Annotated in this window: 16 protein-coding genes; 4 read left to right on the forward strand and 12 right to left on the reverse strand. The window is 58.2% G+C overall.

Features of this window, described 5'->3' with window-relative positions; genetic code table 11:
* The first annotated feature begins 33 nt into the window (after positions 1-33).
* Complete coding sequence (gene macA, locus ACA069_RS12860; protein WP_497617828.1) at positions 34-1182, forward strand: macrolide transporter subunit MacA; 1149 nt, start codon at positions 34-36, stop codon at positions 1180-1182.
* A 2-nt stretch (positions 1183-1184) separates the two neighbouring features.
* The gene (locus tag ACA069_RS12865; protein WP_497617830.1) at positions 1185-3143 is read left to right on the forward strand and encodes a MacB family efflux pump subunit; all 1959 of its coding nucleotides are present in this window, start codon (positions 1185-1187) and stop codon (positions 3141-3143) included.
* 60 nt (positions 3144-3203) lie between these two features.
* Here ACA069_RS12865 and ACA069_RS12870 read toward each other — a convergent pair whose 3' ends face one another.
* Both ACA069_RS12870 and ACA069_RS12875 read right to left on the reverse strand, forming a co-directional pair.
* Positions 3204-3953: a helix-turn-helix transcriptional regulator gene (locus tag ACA069_RS12870; RefSeq protein ID WP_497617831.1), complete on the reverse strand. Its 750-nt coding sequence runs from the start codon at positions 3951-3953 to the stop codon at positions 3204-3206.
* 132 nt (positions 3954-4085) lie between these two features.
* A complete protein-coding gene (locus tag ACA069_RS12875) occupies positions 4086-5654 on the reverse strand; it encodes a sensor domain-containing diguanylate cyclase (protein WP_497617832.1) in 1569 nt (522 codons plus the stop codon).
* Positions 5655-5877: 223 nt separating this feature from the next.
* Here ACA069_RS12875 and ycaC (ACA069_RS12880) point away from each other — a divergent pair, with 223 nt between their 5' ends.
* The gene (gene ycaC, locus ACA069_RS12880) at positions 5878-6510 is read left to right on the forward strand and encodes an isochorismate family cysteine hydrolase YcaC (RefSeq protein WP_497617833.1); all 633 of its coding nucleotides are present in this window, start codon (positions 5878-5880) and stop codon (positions 6508-6510) included.
* A 97-nt stretch (positions 6511-6607) separates the two neighbouring features.
* Here the strand turns inward: ycaC (ACA069_RS12880) and ACA069_RS12885 are convergent, their stop codons facing one another.
* Together ACA069_RS12885 and ACA069_RS12890 are read right to left on the reverse strand one after the other, a co-directional pair.
* Positions 6608-7345, reverse strand: a complete 738-nt coding sequence (locus ACA069_RS12885; RefSeq protein ID WP_187678731.1) for a Fic family protein — start codon at positions 7343-7345, stop codon at positions 6608-6610.
* The gene (locus ACA069_RS12890) at positions 7342-7605 is read right to left on the reverse strand and encodes a hypothetical protein (RefSeq protein ID WP_489881507.1); all 264 of its coding nucleotides are present in this window, start codon (positions 7603-7605) and stop codon (positions 7342-7344) included. The genes ACA069_RS12885 and ACA069_RS12890 overlap by 4 nt, the downstream gene beginning before the upstream one ends.
* A 236-nt stretch (positions 7606-7841) precedes the next feature.
* On the opposite strand from ACA069_RS12890, the gene ycaC (ACA069_RS12895) reads away from it, so the two are divergent.
* On the forward strand, positions 7842-8474 hold the full coding sequence (ycaC, locus tag ACA069_RS12895) for an isochorismate family cysteine hydrolase YcaC (RefSeq protein ID WP_123532046.1): 633 nt from the start codon (positions 7842-7844) through the stop codon (positions 8472-8474).
* A 139-nt stretch (positions 8475-8613) separates the two neighbouring features.
* Here ycaC (ACA069_RS12895) and ACA069_RS12900 read toward each other — a convergent pair whose 3' ends face one another.
* From ACA069_RS12900 to ACA069_RS12935, 8 genes are all read right to left on the reverse strand, one after another.
* Positions 8614-10785 (reverse strand): ATP-binding protein, encoded by a 2172-nt coding sequence (locus tag ACA069_RS12900; protein ID WP_497617836.1) that lies wholly within the window; start codon positions 10783-10785, stop codon positions 8614-8616.
* Positions 10786-10909: 124 nt separating this feature from the next.
* Positions 10910-12448 carry a cryptochrome/photolyase family protein gene (locus ACA069_RS12905; protein WP_497617837.1) on the reverse strand — a complete coding sequence of 513 codons (1539 nt, stop codon included), beginning with the start codon at positions 12446-12448 and terminating at the stop codon, positions 10910-10912.
* 28 nt (positions 12449-12476) lie between these two features.
* The gene (locus tag ACA069_RS12910) at positions 12477-12779 is read right to left on the reverse strand and encodes a DUF6482 family protein (RefSeq protein WP_187678726.1); all 303 of its coding nucleotides are present in this window, start codon (positions 12777-12779) and stop codon (positions 12477-12479) included.
* Positions 12780-12793: 14 nt separating this feature from the next.
* Positions 12794-13504, reverse strand: a complete 711-nt coding sequence (locus ACA069_RS12915; RefSeq protein ID WP_497617839.1) for an SDR family oxidoreductase — start codon at positions 13502-13504, stop codon at positions 12794-12796.
* A complete protein-coding gene (locus ACA069_RS12920) occupies positions 13501-14043 on the reverse strand; it encodes a DUF3833 domain-containing protein (protein WP_497617840.1) in 543 nt (180 codons plus the stop codon). Before ACA069_RS12920 ends, ACA069_RS12915 begins: the two co-directional genes overlap by 4 nt.
* Before the next feature lie 125 nt (positions 14044-14168).
* Positions 14169-14723, reverse strand: coding sequence for a GTP cyclohydrolase I FolE (gene folE, locus ACA069_RS12925; RefSeq protein ID WP_497617842.1), 555 nt, complete (start codon positions 14721-14723; stop codon positions 14169-14171).
* On the reverse strand, positions 14720-15169 hold the full coding sequence (locus ACA069_RS12930; RefSeq protein WP_489881224.1) for a thiol-disulfide oxidoreductase DCC family protein: 450 nt from the start codon (positions 15167-15169) through the stop codon (positions 14720-14722). Before ACA069_RS12930 ends, folE begins: the two co-directional genes overlap by 4 nt.
* 186 nt (positions 15170-15355) lie before the next feature.
* Positions 15356-16480 carry an alkene reductase gene (locus ACA069_RS12935; protein ID WP_489881223.1) on the reverse strand — a complete coding sequence of 375 codons (1125 nt, stop codon included), beginning with the start codon at positions 16478-16480 and terminating at the stop codon, positions 15356-15358.
* Positions 16481-16563: the final 83 nt, after the last annotated feature.

The following is a 16563-nucleotide window of genomic DNA, read 5'->3' on the forward strand; positions in this document are numbered from 1 at the left end:
CGGGTTCAATCCTGAACGGACTTGTGGTCATTTATGGAAAAGTCGAAGTTGCGCAAAGTCGGTATGGGATTGGCGTTGGTGGCGCTGGCCGGGTTGGTGTTCTATGCGGTAAAGGCGCCGGCCGAGGCGCCGCAGTACCTGACTGCCACGGTTGAACGCAGTGATATCGAAAATGCGGTGCTGGCCACCGGGTTGCTCGAAGGTATCAAGCAGGTGGACGTCGGTGCGCAAGTGTCCGGCCAGTTGAAGTCGCTCAAGGTCAAGGTGGGCGACAAGGTGAAAAAGGGCCAGTGGCTGGCAGAAATCGATCCGCTGGTGTTGCAGAACACCCTGCGTCAAGCCCAGGTCGATGAGGAAAACCTGCAAGCGCAAAAACGCGCCACGCAGGCCCAACTCAGGCAGACCAAGGCGATTTACGAACGCTACAAGAACTTGCAGGACGACGCATCGATCTCGCGCCAGGACTTCGAAACCGCGCAGTCTGACTACGAAGTGCAGCAGGCCAATCTGATGTCACTGGACTCGCAGATCAAGAGTGCGCACATCCAGATCGACACCGCCAAGGTCAACCTGGCCTACACACGAATCGTCGCGCCGATCGATGGCGACGTGGTCGGCATCGTTACTCAAGAAGGCCAGACCGTTATCGCTAACCAGTTGGCGCCGATCCTGCTGAAATTGGCGGATCTGGACACCATGACGGTCAAGGCGCAGGTTTCCGAGGCCGACGTGATTCATATCATGCCGGGGCAAGAGGTGTATTTCACCATTCTCGGCGAGGACAAACGTTATTACGGCAAGCTGCGCGGCACTGAACCGGCACCGCAGAACTTTCTCGAAACGCCGCCCGCCGGCACGCCAAAACAGAACACGGCGGTGTTCTATAACGCACTGTTCGAGGTGCCCAACCCGGATCATCGCTTGCGCATCTCGATGACCGCGCAGGTGCGGGTGGTGCTGGATACCGCCAAATCCGTGTTGACCATTCCGGTAGCAGCGCTGGGGCCGCGCAACAGCGACGGCAGTTTTCCAGTGCGCGTGCTGGACGCCAAGGGCCAGGCACAGGCGCGCAATGTGCAGACCGGGATCAACAACAACGTCAAGGTGCAGGTCAATGATGGTCTGGCCGAGGGCGACCGCGTGGTGATCGGAGATCCGGTGTCGACCGTGGCGGGGTCCTGACGATGAACGAGCCCTTGCTGCAACTCAGCGGGATTACCCGCAGCTTTACCGCCGGCGACCGTGAGTTTCTCGCGTTGAAGGACATCAGCCTGACGATCCATGCCGGAGAGATGGTCGCGATCATTGGCGCCTCCGGCTCCGGTAAGTCGACGTTGATGAACATTCTTGGCTGCCTCGATTACGCCACCGCCGGCAGTTACAGGATCAACGGTCAGGAAACCCGTGACCTCGATAACGAGGCCCTGGCGGCATTGCGTCGCGACTACTTCGGCTTCATCTTCCAGCGCTATCACCTGCTGCCGCACCTGAGTGCCATGCATAACGTCGAGATGCCCGCGATCTACGCGGGCATCCCGGAGCTGCAACGTCATGCCCGCGCTCGGGAATTGTTAGCGCGATTGGGTCTGCAAGGGCACCTGAGCCACCGACCGAGTCAGCTGTCCGGCGGGCAGCAGCAGCGGGTGAGTATCGCTCGGGCCTTGATGAACGGCGGTGATGTGATCCTTGCCGATGAGCCAACGGGGGCTCTCGATACCACCAGCGGCAAAGAGGTCATGCGCATTCTGCTGGAATTGCACGCTGCCGGGCATACGGTGATCCTGGTGACCCACGACCCGAAAGTCGCGGCCAACGCCGAGCGCATCATCGAGGTCAGTGACGGTGAGATCCTCAGCGACCGACGCAACGAGCGCGACACGGCGCAGCTGTCAGGCGACGAAGCGGTCCCTGCCAAATCCACCGCTGGACGACGCCTGGTCGCCAGCCTCGGTTTGTTCAAGGAAGCGTTCAGCATGGCCTGGGTCGCGCTGGTTTCGCACCGCATGCGCACCTTGCTGACCATGCTTGGCATCGTAATCGGCATTACGTCGGTGGTGTCGATCTCGGCAATCGGCGAGGGTGCCAAACGTTACGTGTTGAAGGACATTCAGGCGATCGGCAGTAACACCATCGATATCTATTCCGGCACCAGTTTTGGCGACAGCCGCTCCACGGCCATCGAAACCCTGGTGCCCGCTGACGTTGCCGCCCTCAATCAGCTGTATTACGTCGACAGTGCCACGCCGGTGGTCGGCCGAAACCTGCTGCTGCGTTATCGCAATATCGATCTGGATGCGCAGGTCAATGGTGTCGGCGACCTGTACTTTCAGGTACGCGGTATCAAGATGGAGGCCGGTATCCCGTTCAGTGAAAGCGACGCCCGGCGCCAGGCACAGGTGGCGGTGATCGATCACAAAACCCGGCTTCGGCTGTTCGGCGAACATGTCGACCCGTTGGGGCAAGTGATCCTGATCGGCAACTTGCCTTGTACGGTGATCGGTGTGGCCGCCGAGAACAAAAACCTGTTCGCTGCGAGCAAGTCGCTCAACGTCTGGGTGCCGTACGAAACTGCTGCCGGGCGCCTGTTGGGCCAGCGCTACCTGGACAGCATCAGCGTGCGGCTCAAGGACGGCCAACCCAGCAACGTGGTGGATGAACACGTCAACAAACTGATGCTGCAACGCCACGGCACCAAGGATTTTTTCACCAATAACCTCGACAGCATCATGCAGACCGTGCAGAAAACCAGTCGCTCGCTGGCGTTGTTGTTGTCGTTGATTGCGGTGATTTCGCTGGTGGTCGGCGGTATCGGGGTAATGAACATCATGCTGGTGTCCGTGACCGAGCGTACTCGCGAGATCGGGATTCGCATGGCGGTCGGCGCCCGGCAATCGGATATTCGTCAGCAGTTTCTGGTGGAGGCGGTGATGGTCTGTCTGTTGGGCGGGGCGATCGGGATTTCGCTGTCCTACGCCATCGGCCATCTGTTTTCAGTGTTTATCAAAGAGTGGGAGATGGTGTTCTCGCTGGCTTCGGTGCTGACAGCGGTGGTTTGCTCGACGCTGATCGGCATCGTGTTTGGATTCGTGCCGGCACGGAATGCTTCGCGGCTTGATCCGATCGAGGCGTTGGCCCGCGACTGATGGTACTCACCGAATTCCTGTAGGCGCAGCCTTCGGCAGCTCCTACAGGTGGGATTTTTGTCAGGCCGCCGTGGAAGCCGAAGTTTCCTGCGGCGAATACATCCAGCGCATCAACGAATGCCGCCCGCTGATCCCCAACTTGATCGCCGCGCGCTTGAGATAGCTCTCTACCGTGTTGACCTTCAACTGCAATTGCTCGGCCAGCTCCGGCGCAGTACGTCCTGCAAGCAGGCCGATGCACACTTCGGTTTCACGATTGGACAGACTCAACCCCAATTGCTGCAAGCGTTCATTGAAGCGCGCCCGCAGGGTTTCCAGTCCCGTGCCCTCGGCAGCTTCGCCCGGGTTTTCTGCACCAGGGTTGGCTGGCTGGAGTGCATCGATGTGCTTTTCCACCATCGGCAACAGAACCGGGGAGATGTCCTGCAACAGGCTGCGTTCCTGCGCGGAAAAGCGTTGCGACTGGCCGTTGCGGTATACCGAAATCACGTAGCGGTAACCGTCCTTGCGCCGGGTCAGGTGCAGTTGCGAAGCCTCGGCGGCGGTCGATGATTCCGGATTAGGCAAATCGTCGACCGCCGCGACACTGCGGTCGGAAAATACCGTTTCGGCTAACAACGCCGGCTCTTTCATGGGTTCCGGTTCACTACGGGTCGCGGTGCGGCCCACCGGTTCAACACGCATCTGGCGGATGTGCGTGGCATCGACTGCCAGTTGAGTGAGGATCAGGTCATGCAGCATGCGCGGGAAATGACGGCTGCCAGTGCTGGCGATGACTTTGCCGATGTGAGGGAACAGGTATGAATTCATTTACATCATCCATGAGTTTGCGGGGGCTAACACTCCTGCGACTTTGTCGACGATGTCCTTGAGCGACGAAAATTGCAGAAATTGGTTCTTATCCTAGTACAACGTTTGAGCGACGGTTTAATGAAGGCGTTATTAGCTCATAACCGGAGCCGTTGAGCACCAACGGTTTCTGCCCTGTTGCTTGGCCTGGTACAGGCAGGTATCCGCCGATTTCAGCAAGGTGGCAGGCGTGACCGTTTCATCGACCGGATGACGCGTGGTAATCCCGGCACTGGCCGTGACATAGCCCAAAGGGTGCCCGGCGTGTTCCATTCTGAGCGAGCGTATGGTTTGCAGAATATCTTCGGTCACCTGAATCGCTCCATCGCTATCGGTATTGGGTAACAGCACGGTGAACTCCTCGCCGCCGTAGCGCACGGCCAAGTCACCCGGACGCTTGACCGCTTGTTGGATCGCGCGTCCGACCGCGCTCAGGCAGTCATCTCCGGCGGCATGTCCGTATTGGTCGTTGTAGCGTTTGAAGTAGTCGACATCGAGCATGATCAGCGAGAGTGCCGAGCCTTGGCGCCGGGCCAGACGGACTTCATCGGCCAGCGCATTGTCCAGTCGGCGCCGGTTGCCAAGTCCGGTGAGGCTGTCGGTCAGCGCCATGTCGCGCATGGTCTGGTGGGCGTGGCGGATTTCCCGCTCCATCGCCATGCGCTGGCGCAGCTGGCTCAGTACGATGAGGCCGAAACAAGTCAGCACCAGGATCAGAAACACCAGCACGAAGCCGTTTTTCAGCAAGTCCTGGCGCCATGGTTCGATGATCGATTCCTGGGAAAGCCCGGCCTCCACCACCAGCGGATAAGTGCTGAGGGCGCGATAGCCGTACAGACGTTCGGTGTCGTCGATGACGGCGCGCACTTGCGCGATGCCCACATTGGAGTTGGGAAGGTAGGTCTTGAATATCTCGCTATTGGCCAGGCTCTTGCCGATCACTGACGCAATGAACGGGCGGCGCACGAGGATTGTGCCGTCACGTTTGGCCAACACCAGCGCGCCTTTGTCGTCGATCCTGAAGTCGCCGTAGTAGTCGACGAAGTAGCTCACTTTGATTGTGCCCAGCAGCACACCGGCGAACGAGCCATCGGGATTATTCAGGCGGCGCGAGATGGGAATGATCAGGTCGCGGGTGGAGCGGCTTTCGACCACCTCGCCAATGCGCACTTGCCGATCGTCATGGGTGCGGTGGTACTGGAAATAATCGCGGTCGGCGTTATTAGCAGTTTCGGGCGTGACTTCCTTGTCGGTCACGATCCACTGTCCGTCAGGCCCGTAGATAAACAAGCCGTGCAACTGCGGCATGATTGTCGATTGCTGCACCAGCAGTTTGTGAATGCGCGGCACATCGAGGTTTTGCAGACCATCGCCTTCGATCCGCTCGCTGAGGGCCGCCGTCAGCACATCCATTTGCCGAATGGTGTCTTCGGCATGTTGAGCCGTCGCGCGGGTCAGGTTGGTGACTGAGTCGCGCGCGGAGGCGAAGGCGGCGCGATAGTCGCGCCAAGTCCGCCAGCTCTCGACTGCCAGAAAGGCAACGACCACCACCAGCATGAAACTGACCGTGAGGCGAAAAGTCGATCCCGCCCTCACGGCTTTCAGGGCTGCGGGGGAGGTGAGCTTGTCAGCGTTCCGCTCTGGCGGGTAGCGTCCGAGCATGAACATCTCCTTGGTTTCGATTCAACGTAATGCATGGCAACAGTATGACAAGGATCGCCAGGAAGGTCGGGTTGTTGTCGGAGCAAGATTCAGTATGAATTGATTGTCTCTTCTAAGTTGACGGAGAAACGCTTTTCAGCCGATTTATCCCGTTTCAGTGTCTCAGTAATCTGTGCCCATCTTGAACGCAAACGAACTTCCACAATTACAAAGGGACGCACAGATGAACACTCCAACCTACAACCGCCTCAACAAAGACGACGCCGTAGTTCTGCTGGTTGATCACCAGACCGGTTTGATTTCTCTGGTGCAGGACTTCTCGCCGAACGAGTTCAAGAACAATGTGCTGGCGCTGGCCGATCTGGCCAAGTTCTTCGAACTGCCGACCATCCTCACCACCAGTTTCGAACAAGGCCCGAACGGCCCGCTGGTACCGGAGCTGAAAGAGATGTTCCCCGATGCGCCGTACATCGCTCGCCCAGGCCAGATCAACGCCTTGGATAACGAAGACTTCGTCAAGGCGATCAAGGCCACCGGCCGCAAGCAGATCATCATTGCCGGTGTGGTAACAGATGTTTGCGTAGCGTTCCCGACCCTGTCGGCACTGGCGGAAGGGTTTGATGTGTTCGTTGTGACCGACGCCTCCGGCACCTTCAACACCACCGTGCAACAAGCCGCGTGGAACCGCATGACCCAGGCCGGCGCACAGATGATGAACTGGTTCTCGGTGGCCTGTGAGCTGCACCGCGACTGGCGCAACGACATTGAAGGACTGGGTAACTTGCTTTCGCAGCGAATTCCGAACTACCGCAATTTGATGAATGGCTATGCGGCGCTGACCGCTCAGCAGAAGTAAGCCAACGCTGCAATGCCAGAAGCCTGCCCTTAAAAGCAGGCTTTTGCCCGTTGAAGTCTGAATCCACATTCCAGTGGCGATTCATCGGGAAGTCATGCTATTCGAGAGGCATCACCCGATACGTTTTGTAGAGCTGCTGAACCTCGGGATCATCCAGACTCTGGTACGAAATGCCGTCCTTATCCAAACCATCCAGTCCTTTTATGCCGCCAATCATTTCCGGCCATTCCTCACGGGTGGTGATATCGATGATGAAAGGCGCCAGGTAGCTATCCAGATGGCCGTGAAACGGATCTCGAATCTCGTCGCTGAGTGCCCGCAAATAGTCATCCTTGCTCGTCTTTGACCAATCGATGGCGAATCTGGTCCGAAAGCACAGCTCCATGTAAATGAGCAGGATGGTGCGGCCATTGCCATCGAGAAAAGGGTGCGCAGAAGCCAGCTGGCCCATTACCTCGCCAGGCCGAGTCCGGAAGCGTTTCTTGTTTGCCGCAAGTTCAAGCGCGTATTCGACCGACCTTTTGATAAGGTCGGGACGCTCAAATATCGTGTGATGAGGATCATCCTTCGTTCCCTTGAAAACCGCCAAATGGGGGACCAGTTCATTCCTGTCTTTCCCCGCCCAAGGATAAAAACCGGAGAAAAGGATTTCGTGTGTTTTGAGGACTGTGTTGTAGTCGATAGGCTTCTTCCTGGCGAGATAGGCAAGAGCGTCGTCGATGCTGGCTTCGAAGGAGAGGTGCTCAGACTCTTTTACTTCAATGGGGTCTTTGAGTTTGAGCGAGTTTTGAAGATAACCTTCAGTCTCGAAATCGCCGAAGGGGTCGAAAGTCATGCGCTGATCTGCTTTTTACAACGCCTTTTTTCCTGCAGGTAGCGCCCTTGAAAGGCCATGAGCTCTGTCTTGCTCAGTACGCCTTTTCTTTTGAGGTTGACGAGCATTTGCTCAACACTGTCCAGTTCCACGACATCACCGGCCAAGCGCGTAATCGTAACGGCCATGCGGCTCAGGCTGTCGCGGTCGGCGGTAATCTCATGTTCTTTGGCGAGCTGGCGAACTTCAGACGCAACGCTGTCAGTGGCTGATCTAGTCATTTGGAACCCCTCATATACTCTTTCAGAGCATAGCATGGCGTCGTTTCCGTAAGCGCTCCGGTGAGCGCTCGGTGGCAGAACCTGGACAAACTCTCGTTGCAAACCACTCTTCAACATTGTCTCTTCTGAGTTGACGGAGAAACGCTTTTCAGCCGATTTATCCCGTTTCAGGGTCTCAGTAATCTGTGCCCATCTTGAACGCAAACGAACTTCCACAATTACAAAGGGACGCACAGATGAACACTCCAACCTACAACCGCCTTAACAAAGACGACGCCGTAGTTCTGCTGGTTGATCACCAGACTGGTCTGATTTCTCTGGTGCAGGACTTCTCGCCGAACGAGTTCAAGAACAATGTGCTGGCGCTGGCCGATCTGGCCAAGTTCTTCGAACTGCCGACCATCCTCACCACCAGTTTCGAACAAGGCCCGAACGGCCCGCTGGTGCCGGAGCTGAAAGAGATGTTCCCCGATGCGCCGTACATCGCTCGCCCCGGCCAGATCAACGCATGGGACAACGAAGACTTCGTCAAGGCAATCAAGGCCACCGGCCGCAAGCAGATCATCATTGCCGGTGTAGTGACGGATGTGTGCGTAGCGTTCCCGACCCTGTCGGCGCTGGCGGAAGGGTTTGATGTGTTCGTGGTGACCGATGCCTCCGGCACCTTCAACACCACCGTGCAACAAGCCGCGTGGAACCGCATGACCCAGGCCGGCGCACAGATGATGAACTGGTTCTCGGTGGCCTGTGAGCTGCACCGCGACTGGCGCAACGACATTGAAGGGCTGGGTAATCTGCTGTCGCAGCGGATCCCGAACTATCGCAATTTGATGAATGGCTATGCGGCGCTGACCGCTCAGCAGAAGTAAGCCGACGCTGCCAATCGAAAAGCCTGCCCTTAAAAGCAGGCTTTGGTTTTTTCTGCAGTTGGAAAGTGCAATCCTGGCGGCGACCCGGAAGCGCAATATCGGGCGCAGCCATGCCTGCGAGTCGTTGCCTGAGGCAGCCTCAATCCAGTTTGGCGGACATCAAGTTGCCGACGCGCGAAACCAGTGTGTCGACGGCAAAGGGCTTTGTCAGCACTTGCATGCCCGGCCCGAGTTGGCCGCTGCCGATAACGGCGTTTTCGGCGTAGCCGGTAATGAACAAGGTCTTCAGTTTTGGGCGGATTTCCCGGCCCGCATCGGCCATCTGTCGCCCGTTCATACCGCCGGGCAATCCGACATCAGTGATGAGCAAATCGATGTGTGCGCTGGAGCGTAATGCTTCCAGTCCCTCGACGCTGTCGGCCGCTTCCAGGAGGGTGTAGCCGAGTTCGCTGAGTACGTCTATGAGCAACATCCGCACTGTCGGCTCGTCGTCGACAATCAGGATGGTTTCCCCTGCTTTTGCCAGAGGCGTTGTCGTGCTGTGAGTGGCATCGTGATTTTGCAGCGCCTCCCCGCGGTACCGAGGCAAGTAGATGCACATCGTGGTGCCTTGGCCTACTTTCGAATGCACCCGCACCTGACCGCCGGATTGCTTGGTGAACCCGTAGATCATCGACAGCCCCAGTCCGGTGCCTTGGCCGAGCGGCTTGGTGGTGAAAAACGGGTCGAAGGCTTTCGCGATGACGTCAGCGCTCATGCCGGTGCCGGTGTCAGTGACACATAGACAAAGGTATTCCCCCTCGGGCATGTCCAGAGCACGGGCGGTCTCGAACGCCATTGTTCGATTGGCCGTCTCGACTGTGATTCTTCCGCCATCGGGCATGGCATCGCGGGCGTTGATGCACAGATTCAGCAGGGCGTTTTCCAGTTGGCTGGCGTCGACGAGGGCCGGCCAGAGATCGGGTGCGGCGACGGTATTCAAACGTATGCTCGGGCCGACGGTGCGCTGGATCAGTTCGGTCACCCCGGCGATCAGGGTGTTCACATCCGTTGGCCGTGGATCGAGGGTCTGGCGTCGGGAGAAGGCCAGCAGGCGATGGGTCAGGGCCGCGGCGCGTTTAGTCGCGCCTTGGGCGGTGACCAAATACTTGTCGACCTCCTTCAGGCGGCCTTGAGCGATGCGTTTTTCTATCAATTCCAGGGCGGCCGAGATGCCGGCGAGAAGATTGTTGAAGTCATGGGCCAGGCCGCCGGTCAGTTGGCCGACCGCTTCCATTTTTTGTGATTGGCGCAGTTTCTCTTCGGCTTGCATGAGATCGGCTGTGCGTGCCAATACACGCTGTTCCAGAGTTTCGTTGAGCGCGCGCAATTCGGCGTTGGCGCGGTCGCGCTCCGCCTCGACATTGCGCCGATCCTCAACATCAATGAGCACACCGGGAAAGCGCAGCGGGGTGCCGTTGTCGGCGCATTCGACGCGACCGTTGGCCTCGATCCAGTTGTATTTTCCATCGGCGCGGCGCACCCGGTATTGATGGGAGTAGGCGCCGCCACGGGCAATCGCTTCATTGATCGCACCGGTGAGCCCCTCTCTGTCATCGGGGTGTACGGTCATCACCACTTGTTCCAGGCTCAGGCCGTCGCGGCCCAATGCGGGATCAAGGTCAAAAACCCTGGCGAAGGACTCATCCACAGTGAAGCGATCGGTCGGCAGATCCCAGTGCCAGGTACCGATAATGGCGCCGGCCGCGAGGGCAAGCTGTACGCGCTCGACGTTTTCCCGCGCGACCGCTTCGCTGATCCGCAAGCGCTCTTCGGCGTCTCGGCGTGCGGTGACGTCGCTGAAGAAAATCGCGATCTGGCGATCGGCAGGGTCACCGACCCGCACTGCACGCACATCGAACCAGCGTTCAAACGTATTGGCGTAATTCTCGAAGTTTGCCGGCTCACCGGTCTTGGCCACGTGTCCGTAAGTCTCGAACCAGAACTTCTCAAGGTTAGGGGCGAACTCTGTGACCCATTTACCCCGCAGGTTGACGCCGCACTGACGTTCGAACGCCGGGTTGGCCTCGACGAAACAATAATCCACGGGGTGGTCGTCGGCGTCGAATTTGACTTTGACGATGGCGAATGCGGCCTCGATGGTTTCCAGAATGGTACTGAAGCGCGCCTCACTATTGGCGAGCGCCACTCGGCTGGCTGCAAGCTGCTGGGCCATATCCGGTGTTGCTACTGCGCTGCTCTCCAGAGCCAGGCGCAGGCGCATCACCTCTGCCTCAAGCTCCTCGCGAGTAAGATGCTTCAGAATTTCCACCACAGGGGCCTTCTTGATTTTTGTTTGAATTCATTCAACGCGGTTCAATCGAATACTGGGGATCCTCACATTGACACGCCGTCTGATGGTTAAGTTGCACCCGCACAGGAGGGGGAAGCCCGTTTTATAACGCCTCGCCGGCATCCAGTGTGGCGAGCAGCTTCTCGCCTCGCTGCCAAAGCGCCTGCTGCTTGGCCTCAGGCATGCGGTCGAGGTTTTTGTACATCATGCCCATACGCTGATTGCTGCGTAAAAGATCGCCATGGCGCATCAGAAAATGCCAGTACAACGCATTGAAAGGGCATGCGTTGTCAGCAGTGCTTTCGCTGACCTTGTAAGCACAGCCGCGACAGTAGTCAGACATTCGATTGATGTATTGGCCGCTGGCGCAGTAAGGCTTGGAACCGAGATAACCTCCGTCAGCGTGCATGACCATGCCCAAGGTGTTGGGCAATTCCACCCAATCAAACGCATCCATATAAATGGCGAGATACCACTCGCAGATCTGGCTCGGCGCGATGCCGGCGAGCAACGCAAAATTCCCCGTGACCATCAGCCGCTGGATATGGTGAGCATAGGCGTGTTTCAGGCTTTGGCCGATTGCCTGACGCATGCAGTTCATTTTCGTTTCGCCAGTCCAGTAGAATTCCGGCAAGGGGCGCTTGTTACCAAATGAATTGCCTTGGGCATAGTCAGGCATCTTCAGCCAGTAAACACCGCGCACGTATTCGCGCCAGCCGATCAGTTGACGAATGAATCCCTCGGCGGCATTCAGCGCAACGCTGCCTGACCAGTAAGCCGACTCGACGTCACTGCACATCTGACGCAAATCCAGCAGTCCGATATTGAGCGCAGCGCTGATGCGCGCATGGAACAGAAAGGGTTCATCGCTGGCCATGGCATCCTGATAATCGCCGAACCCGGCCAGGCCATAATCGAGGAAGTAACGCCACAGTGATTGAGCGTCGGCGTGGGTCACTGGATAGTTGAAATCGTCCAGAGAACCGTAGTGGTGGCTGAAACGTGCTTTGACCAGCGCAAGGACTTCGAGGGTGATGGCGTCGTTGGAAAAACCCGCCGGGTAGGGCGCTTTCACTCCCTTGGGCAGGGCTTTGCGGTTTTCGGCGTCAAAGTTCCAGGCGCCGCCGACCGGCGTACCGTCGCCATTGATCAACAGCCCGCTCTTGCGGCGCATCTCGCGGTAGAAAAACTCCATACGCAGCTGCTTTTTGCCGGCCGCCCACGCACTGAATTCCGTTCGACTGCACAGAAAACGCGTATCGGCATGCCAATGAATGGCTGGATCACAGTCCCTGAGAGACTGCTCCAGACGCCAGTCGCCACATTCAGTGACGTGCAGCTCTTCCGGTTGCAGAAGTGCCTGCCAGCGACCTAGTTCACCTGGCACTGATCCGCTGTTGTGCGGATCATCAAGGGTGACGTACTCGACACGTACGCCTCTGGCTTGCAACGCCTTGGCGAAATGACGCATGGCGCTAAAGATCAGGGCAATCTTTTGTGGGTGATGAGGCACATGGCTGGCTTCTTCCATCACCTCGACCATGAGCACCGCATCCCGTTCGGGATCGAGCCCTTGCAATGAGGCCAGGTCAAACGAAAGCTGATCACCGAGGATCAGGCACAGGCGATTGACCTTGCTCATTCGGAACAGTCCAGCAGCGTCCGCTTCATCAAGTTGCTGTCAGCGAAAAAGGCAGCCGCAACTCTTCGACCGGGCCTGAATCCCGGCCGCACATTTCGTCGTGGACACATTGCTGCACCAACACGCAGGGAAACGCCGGAACGGTTTGCAGCAAGTCCCGCAGATGACTGATTGAGCGCAGTCGCATGGGTTTTGCCGCATCGTCGAGCAAGGTGAAATGGCCGTGATCCATGCGGATGCGCGCCAGATAAAAGCCACCTTCGAGCGACAGCAGTTCCAGTTCACGTATTTCGCTGTTGGCTGCGCGTTCGGTGAGGGTTTGCAGATTCATCAATCACTCCTTGCCTACCAGGGTAGGCGTTCTCCGTCGTAGGCAAAGAAATGGCCGCTGTCTGACGGCGTCAGCCGGTCGATCAGGGTCAATAATTCGTGGCTGGCAACGCTGGCCGGGCGGGCCGCCGATGCACCGCGAAAAGGTTGCGACAGCGCCGAAACGACTGTGCCTGGATGCAGGCTCAGCAAGCGACTGTGAGGGCGAGTGCGGGCCAGTTCGATGGCCGCGGTTTTGATCAGCATGTTCAGCGCGGCCTTGGAGGCGCGATAGGCGTACCAGCCACCCAAACGGTTATCGTCGATGCTGCCGACCTTGGCCGAGAGCATCGCCATCGCACCATGGTGATCGAGCAGTGGCAGGAAGTGGCGCAAGACCATCGCCGGCCCCAGCGTATTTACTTGAAACACTGCCTGGAGCGCGTCGTGTTCCATCGCGCTGTAGCTTTTTTCCGGTTTGATCGCATCGCGATGCAGCAGGCCGGCGGCATGTACGATCAGTTGATAAGGCGCTTCTGTCGCCAGTTCCGCGGCAGCGCTGGCAATTGTCTCTGGCCGTTCCAGATCCAGCGGGGGATCCGTTTTACGCCCCAGTTCACGAACACCTGCACATCGAGAGTCCTGCTTCAGCCACTCACAGAACGCAGCGCCGAGTGCGCCACTGGCGCCGATTACCAGGGCGCGGTAGCCATCACCCAGTGAAGTCATCGTGAGCGAGTCGGTCATTGATTGTCTCCCGCACTCTGGCGACGGAAGAACAATGTCACCTGGCCGATCTCGACACCGAACTTGGACATGGTGGTGCGATTGATCAAGGTGTCTTCATCCATCAAGTACATCCAGTCGTCCATGCTCACTTCATAAACGGAGCCATCGACCGGCAGGCTCAGGATGTAGCGCCAACGCAGCGCGTTGCCGGCGACTTCACCCTTCGCCTCACCGATCACATCGCCGGCGCGGCCGCGCCATTTGCCCGCACCTTCCGGGGTCAGGGTCCAGACGCGACGCTCGCGAGTGCCGTCGCTATAGAGAAAACGCTCGTCGAGAATCAGGTTGTTTCCCTCGCGGCGACTCTCGATGTTCACCTCGAAGCGCTTGACGACTTCGCCAGAGCGTTTTTGAAACATCCCCCAGGCTTTCACGGGTTTGCTAAAAAACTTCTCCAGGTTGAAGGCCGGTTGCTGGTCGGCATAGTGCCCGACCTCAACGCTGCCACAGCTCGACAGGCTGAGCACCAGAGCCAGTAAAACCAAAAAACGGGTCATTGTTTTTACTCCCTGAATACACAGGTCAAGGTGGAGAACATTCCACAAAAGTGCTTGTACAGCTATCTATGCTTGTACAGGTTTAATGGCGTATTTGACTCGACAAACCGCCAACGAAATCACTTTCATCGGCTGATCAGTTGGAGGAACTCCTGACGCGTGCTAGAGGACTCTCGAAAGGCACCGAGCATGACCGATGACGTCATGACCGAATTCTGCTTTGCCACACCGCGCATCATCATGCACATGTGCCGTGCCTCAATGACCACGGCTACACCCGCAGCATCGGTAATTTGCTGGATCGCATCGGCGATCTGTCTGGTCAGGTTTTCCTGGATCTGCAAGCGGCGCGCGAACATATCGACCACCCGGGCCACTTTCGACAGCCCCAGCACCCGGCCCGTCGGGATGTAGGCCACGTGGGCCTTGCCGATGAAGGGCAGCATGTGGTGTTCGCACAGTGAATAAAGCTCGATGTCGCGAACGATGACCATTTCATCGTTCTGTGACTCGAACAGCGCGCCGTTGATGATGCCTTCCAGGTTCATCGAGTAGCCGTCGCACAGGTACTGCATGGCTTTGGCTGCACGCTTGGGCGTGTCCCGCAGACCTTCGCGTTCGGGGTTTTCACCGACGCCGAGAAGGATTTCACGGTAATGGTTGGCTAATGATTCAGTCATTCGGATTTCTCGCGGCGTTGCGACAGGATAGGAGTGCGGCAACTGCTGTGGCTGTCGTGACAACGACGGCTGCCGTCCGGGTGAGGCAGCCAGGCCAAGTGAGGACGCAGGTGGCAGAACAAGCGATAAGCAATGGCAAACAAAGGCCGGGTCAAACGCCAGCTCAGGGGGGCGACCCAGACGCCAAGCCCTGCGGCTCGCCAGCTCCATAGCGTAGCGTCGAGGCCTTTTACCCAGCGTCCATCGTCGAATCGTGCATGCAGTGAGGATTGCATTTGCTTAAGCGTGAACCCCAGTGCGGCTGGATCGAAGTCCTCATGGCTAAGGTCAACGAAGCACAGGCGTGTTTCGACGGCGTGTTGGCGTAACAGCTTGATTTCTCGCGCACAGAGCGGGCATTCACCGTCAAAGTAAAGCGTCAGCGGCCACGGCTCTAAGTTGTACATTGCGGCATGCCTTGTATAGGTTTTTTATAAAGATAGGCCGAAAAAATCGAGCTGACAATGGAGCGCCATTCTTTTTGTGAAGATAGGAAGTCGTTACATCCAGGCGCCCCACGGAACCGGGAGCGGATTGGGCGGCGCAAAGCAGCGCTCCCGCAAGAGCGGGAGCACTGTTTCGGGCTCTTTGCGTCAGGCGAGGTAGGCCGGGTAATCCACGTACCCTTCGGCATTGCCGCCATACACCGTGGCCGGGTTCAGCGCGTTCAGCGGCCAGTCATTGGCGATCCGCGCGGGCAGGTCCGGGTTGGCCATGAACGGGCGGCCGAAGGCGACAAAGTCTGCCAGGCCAGAATCGAGCAACTGCGCACCGGATTGCGCGTTGTAGCGTCCGGCGTAAATGATCGCGCCGCTGAAGGTGTCGCGCACCGCCTGGCGAAAGGTTTGCGGCATGGCGGGTGCATTGTCCCAGTCCGCTTCGGCGATCGACAGATAGGCAATGCCTACCTCTTCCAGCACTTTGATCGCTTCGATGTAAGTGGTGTGCGGATCTTCCTCGACCAGGCCCAGGTAAGTCCGCGCTTCATCGGTGGTGCTGAACAGCGGCGCGAAACGTACGCCGACTTTCTCCTTGCCGATGCACTCGGCAACACCGGCTACCACTTCGCGCAGAAAACGCAGGCGGTTGTGCAACGAGCCACCGTACTGATCGGTGCGCAGGTTGCTGTGGGCGGAGATGAACTGGTTGACCAGATAGCCGTTGGCGCAGTGCAGTTCGATGCCGTCGAACCCGGCGTCCATCGCGTTGCGTGCAGCCTGAATGTAGAGCTGAACCAGTTCCTGCACTTCATCGGTGGTCAACGCGCGAGGAGCGGACGGCGATACCAGCTCACCCGCGCCAGGCGCGGTTTCGATGAACACGCTGACTCGGTCGGTGGACACTGCGGACGCCGACACAGGTGCTGCACCGTCGGGCTGCAACGCGGTGTGGGACACCCGGCCCACATGCCACAACTGGGCGAAGATCACGCCGTCGACGGCATGCACGGCCTCGGTGACTTTGCGCCATCCGGCGATTTGCTCGGGCGTGTGAATGCCCGGGGTCCAGGCGTAACCCTGGCCACGCGGTTCGATCTGTGTGCCTTCGGTGACGAGCAAACCGGCGCCGGCACGCTGCTGGTAATACTCGGCCATCAGCTCGTTGGCGATGTTGCCCGGTTGCGTACTGCGCTGGCGGGTGAGAGGTGGTAGGACGATGCGGTTTTTCAGGGTGTGAACGCCCAGTTTGGCGGGCTTGAAGAAGCTGCTGTTGTTCATGGAGTTGACCTTGATAAATGTCTGCAATCCGGTCTCTTATTAGACCAGTCGACTAGTTGATGAGCGAAAAAAAACACCGTGCA

The organism is Pseudomonas sp. LBUM1652 (assembly GCF_059716105.1).

Coding starts and splice junctions, on each gene's coding strand:
- macA (WP_497617828.1), top strand. CDS start 34: ATGGAAAAGTCGAAGTTGCGCAAAGTCGGTATGGGATTGGCGTTGGTG.
- ACA069_RS12865 (WP_497617830.1), top strand. CDS start 1,185: ATGAACGAGCCCTTGCTGCAACTCAGCGGGATTACCCGCAGCTTTACC.
- ACA069_RS12870 (WP_497617831.1), bottom strand. CDS start 3,953: ATGAATTCATACCTGTTCCCTCACATCGGCAAAGTCATCGCCAGCACT.
- ACA069_RS12875 (WP_497617832.1), bottom strand. CDS start 5,654: ATGCTCGGACGCTACCCGCCAGAGCGGAACGCTGACAAGCTCACCTCC.
- ycaC (WP_497617833.1), top strand. CDS start 5,878: ATGAACACTCCAACCTACAACCGCCTCAACAAAGACGACGCCGTAGTT.
- ACA069_RS12885 (WP_187678731.1), bottom strand. CDS start 7,345: ATGACTTTCGACCCCTTCGGCGATTTCGAGACTGAAGGTTATCTTCAA.
- ACA069_RS12890 (WP_489881507.1), bottom strand. CDS start 7,605: ATGACTAGATCAGCCACTGACAGCGTTGCGTCTGAAGTTCGCCAGCTC.
- ycaC (WP_123532046.1), top strand. CDS start 7,842: ATGAACACTCCAACCTACAACCGCCTTAACAAAGACGACGCCGTAGTT.
- ACA069_RS12905 (WP_497617837.1), bottom strand. CDS start 12,448: ATGAGCAAGGTCAATCGCCTGTGCCTGATCCTCGGTGATCAGCTTTCG.
- ACA069_RS12910 (WP_187678726.1), bottom strand. CDS start 12,779: ATGAATCTGCAAACCCTCACCGAACGCGCAGCCAACAGCGAAATACGT.
- ACA069_RS12915 (WP_497617839.1), bottom strand. CDS start 13,504: ATGACCGACTCGCTCACGATGACTTCACTGGGTGATGGCTACCGCGCC.
- ACA069_RS12920 (WP_497617840.1), bottom strand. CDS start 14,043: ATGACCCGTTTTTTGGTTTTACTGGCTCTGGTGCTCAGCCTGTCGAGC.
- folE (WP_497617842.1), bottom strand. CDS start 14,723: ATGACTGAATCATTAGCCAACCATTACCGTGAAATCCTTCTCGGCGTC.
- ACA069_RS12930 (WP_489881224.1), bottom strand. CDS start 15,169: ATGTACAACTTAGAGCCGTGGCCGCTGACGCTTTACTTTGACGGTGAA.
- ACA069_RS12935 (WP_489881223.1), bottom strand. CDS start 16,480: ATGAACAACAGCAGCTTCTTCAAGCCCGCCAAACTGGGCGTTCACACC.